This is a genomic window from Microcoleus sp. FACHB-1515 (genome assembly GCF_014696105.1).
Taxonomy (GTDB): domain Bacteria; phylum Cyanobacteriota; class Cyanobacteriia; order Elainellales; family Elainellaceae; genus JAAUTJ01.
In genome coordinates, this window is sequence record NZ_JACJPO010000030.1 from 31429 (window position 1) to 51015 (window position 19587).

18 protein-coding genes are annotated in these 19587 nt (G+C 54.5%); 7 read left to right on the forward strand and 11 right to left on the reverse strand.

The window, feature by feature from the left end; translation table 11 throughout:
* The first annotated feature begins 203 nt into the window (after positions 1-203).
* From psaA to H6F67_RS10360, 4 genes are all read left to right on the forward strand, one after another.
* Positions 204-2465, forward strand: coding sequence for a photosystem I core protein PsaA (gene psaA / locus H6F67_RS10345; RefSeq protein ID WP_190766005.1), 2262 nt, complete (start codon positions 204-206; stop codon positions 2463-2465).
* Between the two features lie 24 nt (positions 2466-2489).
* Positions 2490-4709: a photosystem I core protein PsaB gene (gene psaB / locus H6F67_RS10350; protein WP_190766007.1), complete on the forward strand. Its 2220-nt coding sequence runs from the start codon at positions 2490-2492 to the stop codon at positions 4707-4709.
* A gap of 212 nt (positions 4710-4921) precedes the next feature.
* The gene (locus H6F67_RS10355) at positions 4922-5113 is read left to right on the forward strand and encodes a type II toxin-antitoxin system HicA family toxin (protein ID WP_190766009.1); all 192 of its coding nucleotides are present in this window, start codon (positions 4922-4924) and stop codon (positions 5111-5113) included.
* Between the two features lie 10 nt (positions 5114-5123).
* A complete protein-coding gene (locus tag H6F67_RS10360; protein ID WP_190766011.1) occupies positions 5124-5336 on the forward strand; it encodes a type II toxin-antitoxin system HicB family antitoxin in 213 nt (70 codons plus the stop codon).
* Between the two features lie 91 nt (positions 5337-5427).
* Here the strand turns inward: H6F67_RS10360 and H6F67_RS10365 are convergent, their stop codons facing one another.
* Positions 5428-7491: an FAD-dependent oxidoreductase gene (locus H6F67_RS10365; protein WP_313926799.1), complete on the reverse strand. Its 2064-nt coding sequence runs from the start codon at positions 7489-7491 to the stop codon at positions 5428-5430.
* 205 nt (positions 7492-7696) lie between these two features.
* Between H6F67_RS10365 and H6F67_RS10370 the strand changes: the two genes are divergently transcribed.
* Entirely contained in the window at positions 7697-8119 is a 423-nt protein-coding gene (locus H6F67_RS10370) for a GNAT family N-acetyltransferase (RefSeq protein WP_199304345.1), read from the forward strand.
* Positions 8120-8709: 590 nt separating this feature from the next.
* Positions 8710-8910 carry a hypothetical protein gene (locus H6F67_RS10375; protein WP_190766233.1) on the forward strand — a complete coding sequence of 67 codons (201 nt, stop codon included), beginning with the start codon at positions 8710-8712 and terminating at the stop codon, positions 8908-8910.
* Positions 8911-9236: 326 nt separating this feature from the next.
* Here H6F67_RS10375 and H6F67_RS10380 read toward each other — a convergent pair whose 3' ends face one another.
* The 10 genes from H6F67_RS10380 to H6F67_RS10420 form a co-directional block, all read right to left on the reverse strand.
* On the reverse strand, positions 9237-10883 hold the full coding sequence (locus H6F67_RS10380; RefSeq protein WP_190766013.1) for an NAD(P)/FAD-dependent oxidoreductase: 1647 nt from the start codon (positions 10881-10883) through the stop codon (positions 9237-9239).
* A gap of 23 nt (positions 10884-10906) precedes the next feature.
* Positions 10907-11041, reverse strand: coding sequence for a hypothetical protein (locus H6F67_RS28105; protein ID WP_277874577.1), 135 nt, complete (start codon positions 11039-11041; stop codon positions 10907-10909).
* Between the two features lie 145 nt (positions 11042-11186).
* Positions 11187-11603: a glutamyl-tRNA amidotransferase gene (locus tag H6F67_RS10385; protein ID WP_190766015.1), complete on the reverse strand. Its 417-nt coding sequence runs from the start codon at positions 11601-11603 to the stop codon at positions 11187-11189.
* A gap of 10 nt (positions 11604-11613) precedes the next feature.
* Positions 11614-12297, reverse strand: coding sequence for a cysteine hydrolase family protein (locus H6F67_RS10390; RefSeq protein ID WP_190766017.1), 684 nt, complete (start codon positions 12295-12297; stop codon positions 11614-11616).
* A 5-nt stretch (positions 12298-12302) separates the two neighbouring features.
* Positions 12303-12938 (reverse strand): LysE family translocator, encoded by a 636-nt coding sequence (locus H6F67_RS10395; protein ID WP_190766019.1) that lies wholly within the window; start codon positions 12936-12938, stop codon positions 12303-12305.
* Positions 12939-13138: 200 nt separating this feature from the next.
* Positions 13139-14689, reverse strand: coding sequence for an ABC transporter ATP-binding protein (locus tag H6F67_RS10400; RefSeq protein ID WP_190766021.1), 1551 nt, complete (start codon positions 14687-14689; stop codon positions 13139-13141).
* 15 nt (positions 14690-14704) lie between these two features.
* On the reverse strand, positions 14705-15385 hold the full coding sequence (locus H6F67_RS10405) for a cysteine hydrolase family protein (RefSeq protein WP_190766023.1): 681 nt from the start codon (positions 15383-15385) through the stop codon (positions 14705-14707).
* 58 nt (positions 15386-15443) lie between these two features.
* Entirely contained in the window at positions 15444-16370 is a 927-nt protein-coding gene (locus tag H6F67_RS10410; RefSeq protein WP_190766025.1) for an ABC transporter permease, read from the reverse strand.
* A gap of 197 nt (positions 16371-16567) precedes the next feature.
* Entirely contained in the window at positions 16568-17773 is a 1206-nt protein-coding gene (locus H6F67_RS10415; protein ID WP_242020585.1) for an ABC transporter permease, read from the reverse strand.
* Positions 17774-17814: 41 nt separating this feature from the next.
* Positions 17815-19002 (reverse strand): BMP family ABC transporter substrate-binding protein, encoded by a 1188-nt coding sequence (locus H6F67_RS10420; RefSeq protein WP_190766027.1) that lies wholly within the window; start codon positions 19000-19002, stop codon positions 17815-17817.
* A 412-nt stretch (positions 19003-19414) separates the two neighbouring features.
* Between H6F67_RS10420 and H6F67_RS27660 the strand changes: the two genes are divergently transcribed.
* On the forward strand, positions 19415-19576 hold the full coding sequence (locus H6F67_RS27660) for a hypothetical protein (RefSeq protein ID WP_242020586.1): 162 nt from the start codon (positions 19415-19417) through the stop codon (positions 19574-19576).
* The last annotated feature ends 11 nt before the right edge of the window (positions 19577-19587 follow it).

The following is a 19587-nucleotide window of genomic DNA, read 5'->3' on the forward strand; positions in this document are numbered from 1 at the left end:
GCTTCTGCCTTCGGGCGACTGTGCGAACCTTACTCTTTCCCAAAGTCGTAACTCGACCTTTACAAAAGTTACAAGAACTTCCGAAGTTCTTCCACAACTGGTCTCATCGCTTACTAAACACGGATTAGATCGGGGGAAAGAGCTAGACAAATGCCTAAGAATATGGATTACTCGTTCCTTGTCGAGAGAGAGGAGAGTCTCTAATGACAACAAGTTCACGGGAGCGAGACGCGACGAAGAAAGTTAGGGTCGTCGTCGATAAAGATCCGGTTCCTACTTCTTTCGAGAAGTGGGGCAAGCCCGGTCACTTCGATCGCACCCTTTCTAAAGGCCCCAAAACCACCACTTGGATTTGGAATCTTCACGCCGACGCTCACGATTTTGATAGTCACACCAGCGACCTGGAAGACATTTCCCGCAAGATCTTTAGTGCCCACTTTGGTCACTTAGCCATCATTTTCATTTGGCTGAGCGGAATGTATTTTCACGGTGCGCGTTTTTCTAACTACGAAGCTTGGCTGCTCGACCCGACTGGCATTAAGCCCAGCGCTCAGGTCGTTTGGCCGATCGTCGGACAAGAAATTCTCAACGGGGATGTCGGTGGCGGCTTCCACGGTATTCAAATCACGTCTGGCTTCTTCCAGATTTGGCGTGCGGCTGGCATCACCAGCTCGTTCCAGCTTTACTGCACGGCGATCGGTGGCCTCGTGATGGCTGGCCTGATGCTGTTTGCAGGCTGGTTCCACTATCACAAGCGCGCTCCGAAGCTGGAATGGTTCCAGAACGTCGAGTCGATGCTGAATCACCACCTGGCAGGTTTGCTCGGTTTGGGCAGCTTGTCTTGGGCAGGCCACCAGATTCACGTCGCGCTGCCGATTAACAAGCTATTGGATGCTGGAGTTGCTCCAAAGGACATTCCTCTGCCGCAAGAGTTCATCTTGAACTCCGGCTTAATGGCCGAGCTATTCCCCAGCTTTTCCAAAGGCTTGGCTCCCTTCTTTACTTTGAACTGGGGCGAATATTCCGATTTCCTCACGTTCAAAGGCGGCCTCAACCCCGTCACGGGCGGCTTGTGGCTGACGGATTCGGCGCACCACCATTTGGCGATCGCCGTTCTGTTTATCATCGCAGGCCACCAATACCGCACCAACTGGGGTATCGGCCACAGCATCAAGCAAATTCTGGAAGCGCACAGAGGTCCGTTCTCTGGCGAAGGTCACAAGGGTCTCTATGAGATTCTGACCACTTCCTGGCACGCGCAACTGGCAATCAACCTGGCAATGCTGGGTTCGCTGACGATCATCGTCGCTCAGCACATGTACGCGATGCCGCCCTACCCCTATCTGGCGACGGACTACCCGACGCAGCTATCGATCTTCACGCACCATATGTGGATCGGAGCGTTCTTGATTGTGGGGGCAGGCGCACACGGGGCGATCTTCATGGTTCGTGACTACGACCCTGAAGTGAACCAAAACAACCTGCTCGATCGCGTGCTTCGTCACCGCGATGCGATCATCTCTCACCTCAACTGGGTCTGTATTTTCCTCGGCTTCCACAGCTTCGGACTGTACGTTCACAACGACACGATGCAAGCCCTTGGCCGTCCGCAAGATATGTTCTCGGATAGCGCCATTCAGCTTCAGCCCGTGTTTGCCCAGTGGATTCAAAACATCCACACCTTGGCTCCTGGTGGCACGGCTCCCAATGCTCTTGCTCCGGCTAGCTATGCGTTCGGCGGCGGCATTGTCGCTGTCGGTGGTAAGGTCGCGATGATGCCGATCGCCCTCGGAACGGCAGACTTCATGATCCACCACATCCACGCCTTCACGATTCACGTGACGGTGCTGATTTTGCTCAAGGGCGTGTTGTTCGCCCGCAGTTCGCGCCTGATTCCCGACAAGGCGAATCTGGGCTTCCGCTTCCCGTGCGACGGCCCTGGTCGGGGCGGCACGTGCCAAGTCTCTGGTTTCGACCATGTGTTCTTGGGTCTGTTCTGGATGTACAACTCAATTTCGATCGCCATTTACCACTTCAGTTGGAAAATGCAGTCGGATGTCTGGGGTACGGTCAACAGCGACGGCTCGGTCTCGCACATCACTGGTGGCAACTTTGCGGCTAGCTCGATGACGATTAACGGCTGGCTGCGCGACTTCCAGTGGGCACAAGCGACGCAGGTGATCGGTTCCTACGGTTCGGCACTGTCGGCCTACGGTCTCTTGTTCTTGGGCGCACACTTTGTTTGGGCGTTTAGCTTGATGTTCCTGTTCAGCGGCAGAGGCTACTGGCAAGAACTGATCGAGTCGATCGTCTGGGCACACAACAAACTGAAAGTGGCTCCGTCTGTTCAGCCTCGCGCTCTGAGCATTATTCAGGGTCGGGCTGTCGGGGTGGCTCACTTCCTCCTGGGTGGAATTGTCACAATCTGGGCATTCTTCCTAGCTCGAATCATTGCAGTCGGATGAGCAATCGGAGGACTCGTTTCACACATGGCAACTAAATTCCCAAAATTTAACCAGGACCTGGCTCAGGATCCGACCACTCGTCGGCTCTGGTATGGGATTGCCACAGCGCATGACTTTGAAAGCCATGACGGAATGACGGAAGAAAATCTTTACCAAAAGATCTTCGCTTCCCACTTCGGTCACGTCGCGATCATCTTCCTGTGGACTTCCAGCCTGTTGTTCCACGTCGCCTGGCAAGGCAACTTTGAGCAGTGGATTAAAGACCCGCTGCATGTCCGCCCGATCGCCCACGCGATTTGGGATCCCCACTTCGGTAAGCCCGCTGTCGAAGCGTTCACGCAAGGCGGCGCGTCAAATCCGGTCAACATTGCCTACTCCGGCGTGTACCACTGGTGGTTCACGATCGGAATGCGGACGAACGGCGAACTCTACATGGGCGCAGTCTTCCTGCTCCTCTTGTCCGCGCTGTTCCTGTTTGCAGGCTGGCTGCACTTGCAGCCGAAATTCCGTCCCTCCTTGTCCTGGTTCAAAAACGCTGAATCGCGCCTCAACCACCACCTGGCAGGCTTGTTCGGCGTCTCGTCCCTGGCTTGGACAGGTCACTTGGTTCACGTTGCGATTCCTGAATCACGCGGAATTCATGTGGGCTGGGATAACTTCCTCGCCGTCAAACCGCACCCCGAAGGTCTCGCCCCTTTCTTTACGGGCAACTGGGGCGCGTATGCGGCAAACCCGGACACGCCTGATCACCTGTTCACCACGTCGCAAGGCGCAGGAACCGCGATCTTGACGTTCTTGGGTGGCTTCCATCCGCAGACGCAATCGCTTTGGCTGACGGACATCGCGCATCACCATTTGGCGATCGCCGTCCTGTTCATCTTCGCGGGACACATGTACCGCACCAACTTCGGCATCGGTCACAGCATCAAAGAAATGCTGAACGCCAAGAACTTCTTTGGCACCAAGACCGAAGGCCAGTTCAACCTGCCGCACCAAGGGCTGTACGACACCTATAACAACTCGCTGCACTTCCAGTTGGGCATCCACCTGGCAGCATTGGGCGTCGTCACCTCGCTGGTGGCTCAGCACATGTATGCTCTGCCGCCCTACGCTTACATGGGTCAGAGCTTCACCACGCAAGCCGCGCTCTATACCCATCACCAGTACATCGCTGGATTCTTGATGATTGGTGCGTTTGCACACGGCGCGATCTTCTGGGTGCGGGACTACGATCCGGCTCAGAACAAAGGCAACGTCCTCGATCGCGTCCTCCAGCACAAAGAAGCGATCATCTCTCACCTCTCGTGGGTCTCGCTGTTCCTCGGTTTCCACACCCTGGGGCTGTACGTCCACAACGATGTGATGAACGCTTTCGGCACGCCGGAAAAACAAATCTTGATTGAGCCTGTGTTCGCACAGTTCATTCAGTCTTCACACGGTAAAGTGCTGTACGGCTTCGACACCCTCTTGTCGAACGCTGACAGCGTGGCAACGACGGCAGGAGCCGCTTGGCTTCCCGGCTGGCTCGACGCCATCAACAGCGGCACAAACTCGCTGTTCTTGACCATCGGCCCTGGCGACTTCCTGGTTCACCATGCGATCGCCCTGGGTCTGCACACCACGACACTGATTTGCGTCAAAGGCGCACTCGATGCTCGCGGTACGAAGCTGATGCCCGATAAAAAAGACTTCGGCTTCACCTTCCCTTGCGACGGCCCCGGTCGTGGCGGCACCTGCCAAACCTCGGCTTGGGAACAGTCCTTCTACCTCGCCATCTTCTGGATGCTCAACACGATCGCCTGGGCGACGTTCTACTTCCACTGGAAGCACCTGGGCATCTGGCAGGGCAACGTGGCACAGTTCAATGAGTCCTCAACCTACCTGATGGGCTGGTTCCGCGACTACCTGTGGCTCAATTCCGCTCAGTTGATCAACGGCTACAACCCCTACGGCATGAACAATCTGGCCGTCTGGAACTGGATGTTCCTCTTTGGACACCTGGTTTGGGCAACCGGATTCATGTTCCTGATTAGCTGGCGTGGCTACTGGCAAGAACTGATCGAAACGCTGGTCTGGGCACACGAGCGCACCCCGCTCGCCAACCTCGTTCGCTGGAAGGATAAGCCAGTTGCAATGTCGATCGTCCAAGGCTGGCTGATCGGATTGGCTCACTTCACGGTTGGCTACATCCTTACCTACGCCGCCTTTGTGATTGCCTCAACATCAAGTCGATTCGGCGGATAGCGCGATCGAGTTTGATGTAGGCGCATAAACCAAAAATCCCTCGCCTCCGGGCGGGGGATTTTTGATCAATAAAATCTTGTCTTCGTAGAGCTAAGAGTGCGGGCGTTTTCAGACTTTACTAACGTCTTTTCGCGCCTAACCCCAAAAAAGAGTCCTACCTAGCGCTACTTAGTGCATACTACCTAGCACTAAGTAGTACAAAGGCTTAACCCATGAAAGTACGGGATGTAATCAAAAGGCTTGAAGAAGACGGTTGGTATCTTGCCAGAACGAAGGGCAGTCATCGACAATTCAAACATCAAACGAAATCGGGTGCTGTTACAGTGTCAGGTAAGCTTAGTGTTGACGTGCCGATCGGTACGCTAAAAAGTATTTGGAAACAAGCTCAGCTAGAGCAAGATTAGGAAGGAGAAAATGCGCTACGCAGTGGTGATCGAACAAGGAGAAACCAGCTACGGGGCTTATGTGCCTGACTTGCCAGGTTGTGTCGCGGTTGGTGAAACTTTAGATGAAGTTCGAGAACTCATTCATGAAGCAGTTCAATTTCATTTAGAAGGACTGCGAGAAGATGGCGAGCCGATTCCCCCACCGAGAAGTATTTTGGAGTACGTTGAAGCTGAGAATTAATGCGGACGCGATCGCATCTCCAGCAATTGTTGATAGACAAACAATTGCTGGAACCCAACCGACCTGTCAGGGCACGGCGTGCCCCCGCAATCTAGCGCCAATCTTCCCAGTTTTCATTAAAGATCGACGTATTTGGAAAAGCAGTTGGATTGTTCTGCTGATTGAGTCGCTGCTGAAATTGCTCTAGTAGCGGTTCGCGCTGGGGAAGCTGATCGACCAGTTGATACGGCAAAACGCCTTGATCCAGGGCAAAATCGATCGCATTGCCCACTGCCGCACCCGACGACCATTCAAACGAGTGGACGCGATAGGCAGCGGCAGCAATGTGGCTTGTCGCAATGCTTTTGCCTGCCACCAGCAGATTATCGACTTGCTGCGGAATCATCGATCGCAACGGAATTTGGAACGGATAGGCTTGTCCGGCTCCGCGTCGTTCGCCTTCCCGTTCGCGGTTTCCAGCTTTTTCCGGCGGCGACTCTTGCATACAGGGGTGAAAGTCGATCGCATAGTGACCAATGCCGACCGCATCCGGGAAGATGGTCGATCGCGTCCGCCGCATCGCATTTTCCGGCGAAACCTGACCCCCGATCACCGAAGCGGCATTCAGTCCGGCTAAGGTAGCCCGCAGGCGGCGATAGGTTTCGGGCGAAAGCGTGGTTTGGTAGTACGGATCGCTGTAGTCGCGTCGCGAAATATCCACTTCCCAAACGGAAAATCCCTGCGGCTGACCGAGGCTCGGTCGTCCGATGATGCGTCGGCCTTCGCGCATGTAGGGATACTTCGACAAACCGTGAGCCGTGCCCATCGGAGAATCAAGTCCGGACAAATAGCGAATATTCGGCTGCGGCACTTTCACACCCGGCCCAAGCTGCGAGTCGGTTGTGCCCATTGCCAGCCAGTAGAAATAGCCCCGCGCCAATTCTTCTGCACTGCGTAGGCTAGCGGTGCGAAGTCCACCCATCCAGCCGCCCGGATTCAGTTGTCCACTCGATCGCAACTGTTCGCGGCTGTAGATCAAATTGTCGCGATTGGTTCCCGGTCGATAGTCGTTGCCCCAAGTCCAGTTTTGCATCGAGATATCGCCCGGATGCACGGTGTAATCTTGATAGCTGCGGCGATTGGTGGGGCGATTGCGTCTTGGTGTGGCGGCAAAAATGCGGCGATAGGTGAAGACCGCATCAAAATCAAAGCGCGACAGTTCGTAGCTGTAGTAATTGTGGTAGCGCAAATAGAACGAAGGCATTTCATGCCGCTGCCGCTCCGCTGTTGCCTCCATTGCAAAGGTGTAGGTGTAGCCCTGCGGACAATACGGATCGTTGGAAGCGCTCGAAGAAGACGGCTCCAAGTACGATCGCGCATCAATTCCCAAGCGATACGGCACATCCGCCAGTCCGATAATTTCTCCGGTTTCGGTCGCATCGACGACGTACCAGTCAGCGGGATGAGTGCGATTGCGTTCGCGCTGAGCGGGGACAAAGCGAATGATTTGCTTTTGGAAGCGATCGGAATTTTCGTAGCGATACCAGTCTTCGATCGTTTGAGAAAGCGGATCGGTGTTGAGCGCAGGTGCGCCCGGTGCGGGACGATGTTCGATCGCCGTCACCGATCGAATCTGACTGCCGCTGCGATCAAGTTCCTTCACAACGGTTGAAGGAAACCATTCGAGCCGTCCGCGTCCGCGTCGTGCCGCCTCGCGCAGCATTTCGCGAGCCACCGCATCGCCCACGCGCGGCGAAAAACAAGTTTCGCTCACCCAGCAGTCGCCCGGATTTGGATCGCGTTGGCGCTCTTGCAGACGCCGACGCAGTTCCAAATAGCCACGCGAATAAAACTGACGCGCCTGCTGCGTCGGGCGTTCATCCAAGGCTGACGTACCCTGAGCGGAAATTTGGCCGCCCAGCCAGTCCGTAATTTCCGTGAGGCAAACCGTGCGTCCGGCCAAAAGTGCTTCATAGGCAGTTGCCACGCCTGCCAACCCGCCACCCACGACAAGTGCATCACACGCAACGGTGCGATACCGTTCCGGAACGCCACGATCGGGCGATCGCGTCGGTGTGGCGATCGCGGAGCGCTCCCGGAACGGTATCGCGGCAACCGGACTGAGGATTTCAATCAGCGCCAAACTCAACGCTGCCCAAGCAATTCGACGTATCACACCACACTCCTCGATCGCAACAGTTCATCAACAATGATTCCAGACAAAATAATTCCGGACAAAGACTGGACGCGCCCGCTCGTCACAAGTTCCAACACTCCGTAATGCTCCATCATGAATAGGTAACAATACGCAACAAATAGACGAAGAATCACTTACAGACTGATAAAATCTGCCCATGTGTCATCTACTGAACGTAATAGCAATGATTCAAACTGTTGCCTATTCTGAGGCTTCACCTGTGATTCGTGCCGTCCGTACTCAAGTTTTTCAGGTGGAGCAACATATTGATCCGGCGGTTGAAGTAGACGGACTAGACGAAACGGCGTTTCATTTGCTGGCAATTCAGGACAGCAAAGTAATTGGAACCACCAGGGTGCGTGTCTTGAGCGATCGCATTGCCAAGATTGAGCGTGTCGCCGTGCTGCCCGACTATCGCAAGCGCGGCTTTGGCAAAAAGCTAATGGAAACCGCGATCGCTTTGGTGCGCGATCGGCAAATTCCCGAAGTCAAGCTCAATGCTCAAGTTCATGCCCGCAGCTTCTATGAAAAGCTAGGATTTCAGCAGTGGAGCGAAGAATTTCAGGAAGCCGGAATTCTACACATTGAAATGAGACGATACGTTTAGTTGACTTGATTGAGCAAAGCCGCTGCTATTCCGAAATTGGCAGCGGCTTTTTGCTGGCAAAATTTTGTGGCTTTGGCTGCAAGATATCGATTGATCCGGCACGCAATTGACGCGATCGACTTTCAAATGCAGGAAAACAGATTCAATTCGCATTGGGGATCAACTAAAGCTTTGAGTGTCGAAAATAGATTTCTTCAGAACGATCGATCGGGCTGCCTAAATCTATCCTGCGATAGGTGAAGAAGCTTTAAGTTGTATCGACAGCTACCAAAACCAACGATTTTTGGACATCTTAAGGGCAAATTGAAACGCTCACTCTATGAATTTCTACCCCGAGTCAGACCCAGAACTTTGAAATTTGAGCTTTATTAGAATAAAAGAGAGCAAAGATTTTTCTTGATACAGTTCTTCACTTTTCTTGTTGTTTCTTTTTGTTACAACTAACTGTCTTTATGAAGCGGTAAGTGAGTGAAACTCCCCACTTTAAATGGTAGTTTCCCCAACGGCAAGATTGGGAACAATAGAGTTTAATAGCTTTGGAACTTGCTGCTTTGCCTGCTACGACTGTTTTTTATTTTTTTATCAATTTCATGAACACTTGCCCCTGCTGCTCCCAACCCCTGCTGCGTCACGCTCGTCGCAATAGTATTTATTGGTTTTGCTCGCACTGCTGGCAAGAAATGCCCAACTTGTCCGATCGCCTGACTGTGCCCAGCGATGAACCTGTGTGTGTCCCCACGTTCACAAAAACGCTCAGCCTGGCTCGCTACAGCGGGAGTCAAGCAGGCTAAGCGCCAAGTTCGACACAGCAAAGTTCGACACAATCGATCGCCTTGGTGAGGCAGGAGGTCAATTTCTCCTGCCTCACGCTTTTTCTAGAAGCCGCATCAGATCAACGTAAGTTCGATGAGTGTGTTCGCTGCGGTTGAATCGCCGGACAGATCCTCAAATCCTCCACCAGTGGGAGACTTTGAAGCTCACTCATGGGAATTTAGGGTTTGGCGATTCCTGCGGACAGCGCTTCCGCCCCACCAATCAACCTCAAAGTCCCCCATGTATGGGGGATTTAGGGGGCTAACCCCCAAGCGTCGTCGCACCTCAATCTGGTTCATCGAACTCACGTAGATTCAACGGTTGGCCGTGAGATGCTTCGCGATCGCCGCAGGTGTTCCAGCCGAGCCGCTTGCGCCGCTGTCGGCAAACCCAGATCTTCCAGAATCCCCAAAGCGGCGTATTCTCCGGTTTCACACGCGCCATCCATGTAGCCTTGGGCGGCGTAGGAGCAGTGTTCGCCCGCAAACCAAATGTTGCCGATGCGTTCACCTTCTGCCCCGCCGATCGATGTCCACTGACCGACGCGATAGGCAGAATACGACCCTTGCTGATACGGTTCGCCTGCCCAAAATGCACGGACTGCCCGCCCGCGATCGACCTGTTCTAGACCGGGAAAAATTGAGTCAAGCTGGCGGCTAAGCAGTTGAGCGTGACTTTCAGGATCGCCTGCACCCAGTTCAATTCCGGCCTGTCCGCCGCGCAAATCCGTCAGCCATGCGGTCGGGCTGGACTGGTAGCGGGCACTTTCCCAGGTATTTTGGAACGGCAGATCCGAGTAAATACTGGCAGTTGAGCCATAGCGCGATCGCCACAGTCGCTCTTGAAAAGGAACGGCCAGTTTGCTGCTGGTTCCGTAGCCAAGCTGGTCGATCGATCGCCGCTTGACCGGAGACATTTCAACCGCCAGATCGATTTGGCGCAAAACGGGGAAAGGCACAGTCAGCAAGATGCGATCGTAAGTCCGCGCCTGATTGATGCCGTCTTGCCGCAGGCTGACTCGATAGCCGCCGTCCGCTCGCGCTCGAATCGATTCGAGAACAGTTCCCGTTTCGATGTACGGACTGAGGCGATCGGCCAGAGCGCGAGGAATGCGATCGTTGCCGCCGATCACGTGATAGCGCTCGTCACTGATGCCGTAGGTACTCCAGCCGCCGATTTCTGTGCCGATTAAAAACAGCAGATTCAGGCAGGATTGTTCCTCAATCTCCATCCCCATTTCGGTCACGTAGGCGACGCGGATTAGTTCGCGCAGCGTCGGGCTGATTGACGTGGAATCGAGATAATCGGCCAGCGACAGCCGATCGAGCCGCATCGCTGCCGGACTGGGATGATGGTAAGTAATTTTTTCATCGGGCGCGATCGATTCCAAGTCTCGAAGAATCTGTGCGGCCAGCGGCTTGAACTCTTCCGCGATCGTGCGATGGCTGACGTGATTGCCGCGAATGTAGAACACTTCCGGAATCAAGCCTCGGTCTGCCGATCGCAAATCGGCCATTTCTAAGTTAAGCTCAGCCGCGATCGATCGAATATGCACATGGGCGCTATCGATGAATTCGCCGCCCAGTTCTACCACTCCAGGCGCATCGGGCACATTCGTCAAACTGCTCATGCGGCCACCGACGCGATGGCTCGCCTCCACAATGTCGATCGGCACTCCAGCTTGATGCAGACGATAGGCGGCAGTCAGTCCGGCAATTCCGGCTCCCACAATCAGCACTTTCGGAATCGGCTGAGCGCGAGCGATCGAGGGAAAAGCGGTGTTGAGCGCGATCGCCCCTGCCAGAACGCTACTACTTTGCAGCAGTCGGCGGCGCGATAAACGTTCGTTCAGCCAACCTTGAGCTTCTGCGGTTGAAGTCTCAAGCTGTTGGGAAATTTGGGCGGTTTTGTAGCTTAAACGCAGTAAATCAAGTAGTCCATTCCGCGACATAAAAAAGGGTGTGTAGCTTGTACTCAGATCTTGCGCGTCTTGCCATCGACAAAACGACCGAGCGCCAATGACGCTACGGCGATCGAGTCAGGGAAAGCGGCGATCGTGCCCTCGATCAAGGAGTGGATCAAGCGGCGATCGCAACCAATAGAAACCAACAGAAACTGAGAAGAGGTGCTGGGGCAGGCGATCGCCTATCCGGTTGGGCAGAAAAGCGCTGCCCCGCAAAACCCGATTTCAACTTCCATCGGTGTTCGCCCGATGCAAGATGTGAGATGAACGGAGCCAATGCTCCTTGCTCTTCTAGCCTAACTCGTCTGCTGCCTGGGAGTCACGCGACTGACGCCAGCCCACATAAGCCCGCCAGCCGCCCCACTCGGTAATTTCTCGCTCATCTTCACACAAAATCGCTTCGCCCAACACACCCAAGACGATTTCGCCATCGGCAAGGCGAACTTTGCCAATACACAATCCGGGCGGTTCCTGTTGCAAAATTGTTCCCAGTCCGGCTGGCGGCACTGCCCAGACTTCAACCGCGATCGATCGTCCGCCTTCCCGAACGCGCAGCATGGCTGGATGGCGATCCGCGATCGACCACAACCGATAGCACGGCTCAGTTTCCGCCTCGCGCACAAATTTGGCTTCGACAGCGAGCAAATTCGGATTCAGTTCCAAGCCGCGCATCAAAGTTCCATTCACCGCAAGATGAATCGGCTGCATGATTGCCTCGTCAAATTGTTGCAGGACTGGCGGCCAAAGCAGCCAAAACAGCCTCAGATGAGCTTGTCCAGCCGATGATGCCGCCTTGGGCGCGGAGCATTTCGATCGTCACCCGCTTGAATTCGGGGAAGTAGCTTTCGGTGCAGTCCTCGACCAAGAGGCATTCGTAGCCGCGATCGTTCGCCTCGCGCATCGTCGTTTGCACACAAACCTCAGTCGTCACGCCCGTAAACAGCAGATGCGTAATTCCACGCGATCGCAGAATTTCCGACAGTGGAGTTGCATAGAATGCGCCTTTTCCCGGTTTGTGAATCACAATTTCTCCAGGCAGCGGAGCAAGTTCTGAAATGATGTCGTTTCCGGGTTCGCCTTTGATCAAAATGCGACCCATTGCCGATCGATCGCCAATTCGCAAGCTGCCATTACCGCGATCAAGTTTCGACGGTGGACAGTCGGACAAATCCGGCTGATGACATTCGATCGTGTGAATGATTGGCAACTGCAATTCGCGGAATCGATCGAGCAGTGTTTTCAAAGTGGGGACGATCGATTGCAGCCGAGTGACATCATTTCCTAATGCGTCTCCAAATCCACCAGGCTCTAAAAAATCACGCTGCATGTCGATAATTACCAGCGCAACCTGACTGAATGCTGGCAGTTTGTAATCATAAGGTTGAGCAGAAATTGTCACCATATTGTCTAGTCTTTGCTTGATCCGGCAAATGCAGTTGTTAAACCTAATCCCAGATAGACGCTGCCGCTGAAATAGCGCTGAGCGCGAAGAAAGCGAAGATTTCCTCTCAGCCACTGGCCGATCGATCCGGCAATCAGCGCATAAAGTCCGTCGCTGACTGTGGCGATCGCGACAAACAAACAGCCGAGAATCAGAATTTGTGAAACGGCTGAATCTTGAGAGCGATCGACAAACTGAGGCAGAAACGCAAAATAGAACAGCGCGACTTTTGGATTGAGAATATTGACGACGACCCCTTGAAAGAAAATGCGTTTCAGGCTGTCTGATTCGACGGGGCGATTGGGCTGAACTTCTTCACGAGTCAGCAGTGTACGAATGCCAAGATAAATCAAATAGGCTGCACCCAAATATTTGATGATGCTAAATGCGATCGCCGATGACATCAGCAGCGCAGAAAGCCCAAACGCAGCGGCAGCGATGTGAAAGAAATTGGCAAATTCAATTCCCAACATCGAAACAATTCCGGCCAAACGACCTTGATTGATGCTTCTAGCAACAATGTAAAGAACGGCGGGACCAGGAACGATCGCGATCGCAAAACTGGCGGCAGCAAATATTAGTAAGGTTGATAATTCTGGCATGGGTTTCCTGTTGGTTTATCTGTTGATCAATTAAAGCTATTTCATTCTGCGCTGGCTTGCCCTGAACTGAAGTTCGGGCTAAAAGCTGAAGTCCGTTAAAACGGACTGAGAGGGCGATCGCAACCTGTTTGAACAGGTTTTCGCTTTCAGCCTGAAATTTATTTCAAGGCTGTATTGCGAGAATGAAATAACCCTTCTGATTAATGTCCGGCCATTGCGTGACCGATCGCCGCAAAATCTGCTTTGTCTGTCAAACTTTCGTAGGCAAATTGGCCGCCGCTGATCACGAGAATGCGATCGCTTAACTTCAACAATTCGTCTAAATCTTCGCTGACCAATAAAACCGCAACGCCGCGATTGCGAGCGGCAATAATTTGCCCGTGAATGAATTCAACGGCAGCAAAATCAAGGCCAAAACAGGGATTCGCGGCGATTAGCAAATTGATTTCATTGGAGGAAAATTCGCGGGCGAGGACGGTTCTTTGCACGTTGCCGCCGGACAAGTTGCCGACGGGCGTTTCGGGTGACGGCGTTTTCACGGAGAACTGGGTGATTAAGCTTTGCGCCATCTGGCGGATCGCTTGGAGGATGAGCAGAACGCCTTTGGCCTGCGGGGGGCGATCGAACGTCCGCAAGGCCATGTTTTCCGCCACGCTCATGTGGGGAACGCAGGCATTTCGCAAGGGTTCTTCTGGCAGCGCAAAAACGCGATGCTGGCGCATTTCGGCGCGAGTGGCGCGGTAGGGCTGGCCGTTGACGAGAACCTGTCCCTGTGTGGCTTCGCGCTGTCCGGCCAAGACTTCGACCAGTTCGCGCTGGCCGTTGCCGGAAATTCCCGCGATGCCGACGACTTCGCCGCTGTGGACGGTGAACGTCACGCCTTTGACGGCTTCGAGGCCGTTGTCTTTGTTGGCGTGGAGCGATCGAACTTCGAGGACGGGTTTGGTTTGCAGGTGCGCGACTTTTTCGACGGCTTGGGGATCGCCTCTGTCGCCCATCATCATTTCGGCCATGTCGCTAACCGTAAGATCTTTGACAGCTCCGCTTCCGGCAAATTTGCCTTTCCGCAAGACGGTAATTTCGTCCGCAAAGGCCATCACCTCGCGAAACTTGTGCGAAATCATCAAGACGCTGAGTTTGCCCTCATTCACCTGTTCGCGCAGCAGTCCCAGCACCTCATCGGCTTCTTGCGGCGTCAGCACCGAAGTCGGCTCATCCAGAATCAAAATGCGGCTGTGTAAGTAGATCTGCTTCAGAATCTCCAGCTTTTGCTTTTGTCCCGCTGCAAGCTGGGCGATCGGCACATCCAGGGGAACCTGAAACGGCGCGGTCGTCATGAATGCCCGCAGTCCGTCCATTTCCTGTTTCCAGTTGATCAAATTCGGACTGTCGAAGCGCGACAAAACTAGATTTTCAGCCACCGTCATGGCCGGAACCGAGGTGAAATGCTGATACACCATGCCGATTCCGTATTTGTGGGCATCGCGGGGGGAGTCGATCGCCACCGTCTGCCCGTCAATTTTTACCTCGCCGGATGTCGGCGCATAAAAGCCCATCACGCACTTGACGAGCGTACTTTTGCCCGCGCCGTTTTCGCCCAGCAAAGCGTGAAAGCTTCCGGGTTTGAGCGTCATCGAAACCGAATCGAGCGCAGCCAGCGAGCCAAACTGCTTCGTCATGTTGACGATCGCCAGTTCGGGCGGCGGCAAAATCGTGACAGTAGGCGATTGGATGGGGTCGATCGCAGTCATGGCAGTTAGAAGAAATTAGGGTTGAATGGCAGAAATCACCGCAGCGGAATTTGCGATCGCACCAAACACTCCACCCTGCATCGTCACCATCTTCAGGGCGGCGAGGTGGTTGCCGTAGTCGGTCGCTCCGGTGCAGTCGGACAAAATCAGGCATTCGTAGCCGCGATCGTTCGCATCGCGCATCGTCGTGTGTACACAAACATCGGTCGTGATCCCCGTCAAAATCAAGTTTTGAATGCCGCGCAGCTTCAAAATCATGTCGAGATCGGTTGCGTAGAACGAGCCTTTTCCCGGTTTGTCGATCACAGGTTCACCGGGCAACGGTGCGAGTTCAGGAATAATTTCCCATCCCGGTTCACCCCGGACGAGAATTTTGCCGCAAGGTCCGGGATCGCCAATCCCCGCGCCGATTTGCCGCGATCGCCACCGCTTATTTTCCGGCAGATCGGCCAAGTCGGGTCGATGCCCTTCGCGGGTATGCATGATGTGGAAGTTTTGCGATCGCATCACCTCCAAAAGTCGTTGCAGCGGGGCGATCGGGGCGCGGGTGAGCGATAGATCGTAGCCCATCTGATCCACGTAGCCGCCCCTGCCGCAAAAATCGATTTGCATATCGATCACGATCAGGGCGGTGTTTTCGGGACGGAGATCGCCGTTAAACGGATATTTGTACGGTTCTGATTCGATGTAGCGCATGAGGAGGAGGTGCAAGTAGAAAACCCGGAGAAATGAGAGGTTGCAATTCCTGTTGGTTCTAAGTGTCGGTTCCGAGTGCGCCCGGTGCGCCTGTGAGGGTGCGCTTGGGGGAGCAGGTAAAAATCATGATCGCCAGAGTCAAAATATAAGGTGCAGCATTAAACAAGTAGTAGCCTTGCTCGATGCCAACGGATTGCAGGGCAGGGCCGATCGCCTGCGCCCCACCAAACAGCAGCGACGCCCCCAAGCACTGCATCGGATTCCATCGGGCAAAAATCACCAGCGCAACGGCCATCAAGCCCTGTCCGCTCGATATCCGCTCTGTCCAAACGCCCGGATAGTAAAGCGACAAAGATGCGCCGCCAATTCCGGCAAGGAAGCTGCCGATCGCCACGCTAATCAGCCGCACCTTGAAAATCGACACGCCCATCGCCCGCGCCGCATCCGGACTATCCCCGACCGCACGAATAAACAAACCCCAGCGCGTCGATCGAAAGAACCACTGCATCAAGGGAGCGATCGCCACGCCCAACAAAAACAGCGGACTAATCTGCAAAGCGGCCTGCAAAGCGGGAGCCGTTCCGCCGCCTGCGAGATCGATCGTCGGCAACTGCGGCGCGGACGGCTGAATAAACGGCTTGCCAAAGAAAAATGCGATGCCGCTGCCAAAAATAATCATCGCGATCCCAACCGCGACATCGTTGACTCTGGGCTGCTGCGACAGCCAACCGTGAATCAATCCGAGCAAAATTCCCGCAAATCCCGCTGCCAGAACGCCCAACCAAGGCGATCCCGTCAGATAGGACACGGCGTAAGCGCTCATCGCCCCAGTCAGCAACGTTCCCTCTAATCCGAGGTTGATTTTGCCGCTTTTTTCAGTCAGGCATTCGCCCAAACTGACGAATAAAAAGGGAGTGCCGCCGCGCATCGTTCCGGCTGCGATCGCTAAGGGCACACCCCACCAACCAATTGCTTCTGCCGTCATCACTTCTCCTTTGGACGTTAAATTCAGGATTCGGGTGTTACATAACCTCTAGGGTGTGTTTTAACTCACGATCCTCCCCAGCCCTCCTTGAGAAGGAGGGAGCCGAACCACCGCTCAAAGTCCGGGTTCTCAAGGGGGATCTCCACAAGCAATGCCATCACGAAAGGCTTTTCAAACACGCTCTAATCCCTTACCCCTCAAGAAACCACGATCGATTCTTGCCCCGGACTTGTCGGCGGTTCGGGCGGCGCGACCATTGCGGGCTTTTCTTTGAAGAACTCGAAGCGGCCATAGAGCGATTCGCTAAACAGGATGACGAGGAAGACCAAGCCTTGAAAGACGAGGACGGTGGCATCGGGGAGGTTGTGCGATCGCTGCAAAATGCCGCCGCTAGCAAGAATGCCGCCAACTAAGACGGAGACGATCGCCGCCGCCAGCGGATTATGCCGCGCCACGAATGCGACCAGAATGCCGCCGTAGCCATAGCCCACGTTCAGCGATTCGTTGGCTGCGCCCTGCACGGCTGCAACTTCCACCATTCCGGCCAAGCCTGCACAGGAACCCGCCAGGAAGCAGACGATGACGGTGAGTTTGCCGACGGGCAATCCGGCGATTCGGGCAGCGCGGATGTTGCCGCCTGCGGTTCGAGCCGCGAAACCGAACGTGGTGCGCTGCATCAAAAAGTAGGCAATCACGCAGGCAATCAGACCATACAGCAAGCCCCAGTGAACGCGAGTGCCGGGAATCGATCCGAGCATGACTGCTTCGGGTAGGGGAAACGTTGAGGGCTTGTTGAGCGAACTGGGGTCTTTCATTGGGCCGCCGACCAGGTGATTGAGCAGCGCGATCGCCACATAGTTCAACAGCAAACTGCTAATCGTCTCGTTCACCGCGCGGTAGTGCCGCAACGCGCCCGCGATCGCAATCCACAAGCCGCCCGCCACGAGTCCGGCGATCGCCATGCCAATTTGCACCATGCCAGCCGGAAGACTGGCCGACAGCGGCAGACCGATCGCGATCGCCGCCAGTCCGCCCACCACCAAAGCGCCCTCGTTGCCAATAATCACCAGTCCCAAGCGAGCAGGCAGAGCCGTACACAACGCGCACAGCATCAGGGGAGCCGCCCGAATCAAGCTATTTTGAAACGTACTCCATTTGCCAAAAGCCGCCTTCCAAATCGACGCATACACGCCAAACGGATTCGCCCCGGCAAACGCACAAAAGATGCCAAACAGAATTAAAGAAACCAGCAGTGCGGCGATCGGCAGGGCGATCGACTCTAAGGCTTTGCGCGATCGATAGCTGAGCATAGAAGTGTTGGGGATTGGGGATCGGGGATCGGCCAGAGCTTGGAGGGAGCGATCGGGTGTGGGCGATCGGGTTTCAGGCTGTTTTGCTTTCAAGCTGTTTTGCCGACACCTGATGCCCGCCGCCCGCCACCCCTTTAACTTCCCACTGACCCAATCACACCCTCCACCAAATAGTTCATCGCTTCCAGCTTCGGGTCTTGCTGCTTCAGGTCTTGCCCTGCTGGAACGACGACATTGCCTTTGTTGTCTTGCAGGCCGCCTTTGTAAATCACCAAGCTGCCGTCCATGAATCCGGCTTTGGCGGCGTCGGCGGCGGCTTTGGCTTCCGCACTAACGGCAGAACCGTAGGCGGAGACTTTGCAGAAGCCGTCTTTGAGGCCGCCGCGCAGCAGATGGGGAATGCCGCCGTCTGCCAGCGTTTTGCCCGATCGAAAATCTTCTGCCAGCCGCGAATAGATATTCGTCCAGTCCCACTCGGCTCCGGTCAGGTAGCCTTTGGGCGCAAGCGCGGCTTGATTGGCGTGATAGCCCGTGCAGAAGATGCCGCGCCGTTCCGCCGTTTCCATCACCACTTTCGGACTGTCTACGTGGCAGGTGACGACATCAATGCCCTGATCGACCATGCTGTTGACGGCTTCGGCTTCTTTAATCGGCTCTGCCCAGTTGCCCGTAAACACGACCTGCGTGGTGGCTTCGGGCTTGACGCTGCGAGCGCCCAAGGTGAAGCTGTTCACGTTTCGCAACACTTGCGGAATTGGCTTGGCGGCAACGAAGCCGAGCTTGCCAGTTTTGGAGGTCATGCCTGCGACGATACCCGCGACATATTGTGCTTCGTCAATGTAGCCAAAGTAGCTGCCGACATTTTTGGGATGCTGGCCTTCGACATACAGCCCGCCGCAGTGGAAAAACTGCACGTCTGGGTATTCCTCGGCCATTTTGAGAATGTGCGGGTCAAAGTAGCCGAAAGACGTGGGAAATAAGGCTTTTGCGCCGTCAATGTCGATCATGTTTCGCATCGTTTCGGCAACGGCGGTGGTTTCCGGTACGTTCGCTTCTTCGACCAGCTTCACCCAGCTAAATTTCTGCGCCATGCCCGCTGCACCTTCGGCATGAGCTTGGTTGTAGCCATAGTCGTCTTTGGGACCGACGTAGATGAAGCCGATCGTCATCGGCTCGTCGCCACTGCCTTCGCCGCCACCTGCTTCGGCAGTCGATCGCTCCGAAGTACATCCGGTACCAAATTGCGTGGTGAGGCCAAACGCGGTAGTGGCAAGCAGTCCCCGAATGACCTGACGACGCGATAGGGAAAATTTTTGACTCACAGCTTGCTCCAAGGAACAGTAGTAAACAGGCGAACCGGAACCAGGCAAACTCAGAGGCCGGGAAACTGTCTAGGGCGATCGCTCCAGACAGCTTGAATTGCAACCTTGCATCAATCTGGTAAATTACACTACTGCCAAATATTGTTTTGTCGCAAAAATTACATCTAATCCGAGCAAACTATTCACAGAACTTAACAGAAAAGATGCGGAAAAATCGAAATGCTTCAGCCAATTTCATGCATCTTGTCGATCGACACACCCTCACTCAAATATCAGCAATCAAATATCAGTCAACAGGGCAGTTCCAAAATCGCCTTTTCAAGACTCGAAACGCGATCGCCATGAGTAAACTGAATGGTAAGACAAGCAATTTCTTAAAGATTTCGACGCAGCATTTCTCATTCCCAAAATTATGATGGACACCTTCATTTCTCGCGACAAAATTCAGCTTTCGGCTGGAACAGTGGTGCGAATGCTCGGTTCTTGGCAGGACTACATCGCGCTGTCCGACAGTCGCGGCGATTCCTCAATTCCACGCATCAAATATCGAGATGGAGAAATGAAATCGACGTAACGACCTACTCT

Excerpts from the sequence above, each read along its gene's own strand:
- psaA (WP_190766005.1), top strand. The coding sequence starts at position 204 with ATGACAACAAGTTCACGGGAGCGAGACGCGACGAAGAAAGTTAGGGTC.
- psaB (WP_190766007.1), top strand. The coding sequence starts at position 2,490 with ATGGCAACTAAATTCCCAAAATTTAACCAGGACCTGGCTCAGGATCCG.
- H6F67_RS10355 (WP_190766009.1), top strand. The coding sequence starts at position 4,922 with ATGAAAGTACGGGATGTAATCAAAAGGCTTGAAGAAGACGGTTGGTAT.
- H6F67_RS10360 (WP_190766011.1), top strand. The coding sequence starts at position 5,124 with ATGCGCTACGCAGTGGTGATCGAACAAGGAGAAACCAGCTACGGGGCT.
- H6F67_RS10370 (WP_199304345.1), top strand. The coding sequence starts at position 7,697 with ATGATTCAAACTGTTGCCTATTCTGAGGCTTCACCTGTGATTCGTGCC.
- H6F67_RS10375 (WP_190766233.1), top strand. The coding sequence starts at position 8,710 with ATGAACACTTGCCCCTGCTGCTCCCAACCCCTGCTGCGTCACGCTCGT.
- H6F67_RS10380 (WP_190766013.1), bottom strand. The coding sequence starts at position 10,883 with ATGTCGCGGAATGGACTACTTGATTTACTGCGTTTAAGCTACAAAACC.
- H6F67_RS10385 (WP_190766015.1), bottom strand. The coding sequence starts at position 11,603 with ATGCAGCCGATTCATCTTGCGGTGAATGGAACTTTGATGCGCGGCTTG.
- H6F67_RS10390 (WP_190766017.1), bottom strand. The coding sequence starts at position 12,297 with ATGGTGACAATTTCTGCTCAACCTTATGATTACAAACTGCCAGCATTC.
- H6F67_RS10395 (WP_190766019.1), bottom strand. The coding sequence starts at position 12,938 with ATGCCAGAATTATCAACCTTACTAATATTTGCTGCCGCCAGTTTTGCG.
- H6F67_RS10400 (WP_190766021.1), bottom strand. The coding sequence starts at position 14,689 with ATGACTGCGATCGACCCCATCCAATCGCCTACTGTCACGATTTTGCCG.
- H6F67_RS10405 (WP_190766023.1), bottom strand. The coding sequence starts at position 15,385 with ATGCGCTACATCGAATCAGAACCGTACAAATATCCGTTTAACGGCGAT.
- H6F67_RS10410 (WP_190766025.1), bottom strand. The coding sequence starts at position 16,370 with ATGACGGCAGAAGCAATTGGTTGGTGGGGTGTGCCCTTAGCGATCGCA.
- H6F67_RS27660 (WP_242020586.1), top strand. The coding sequence starts at position 19,415 with ATGATGGACACCTTCATTTCTCGCGACAAAATTCAGCTTTCGGCTGGA.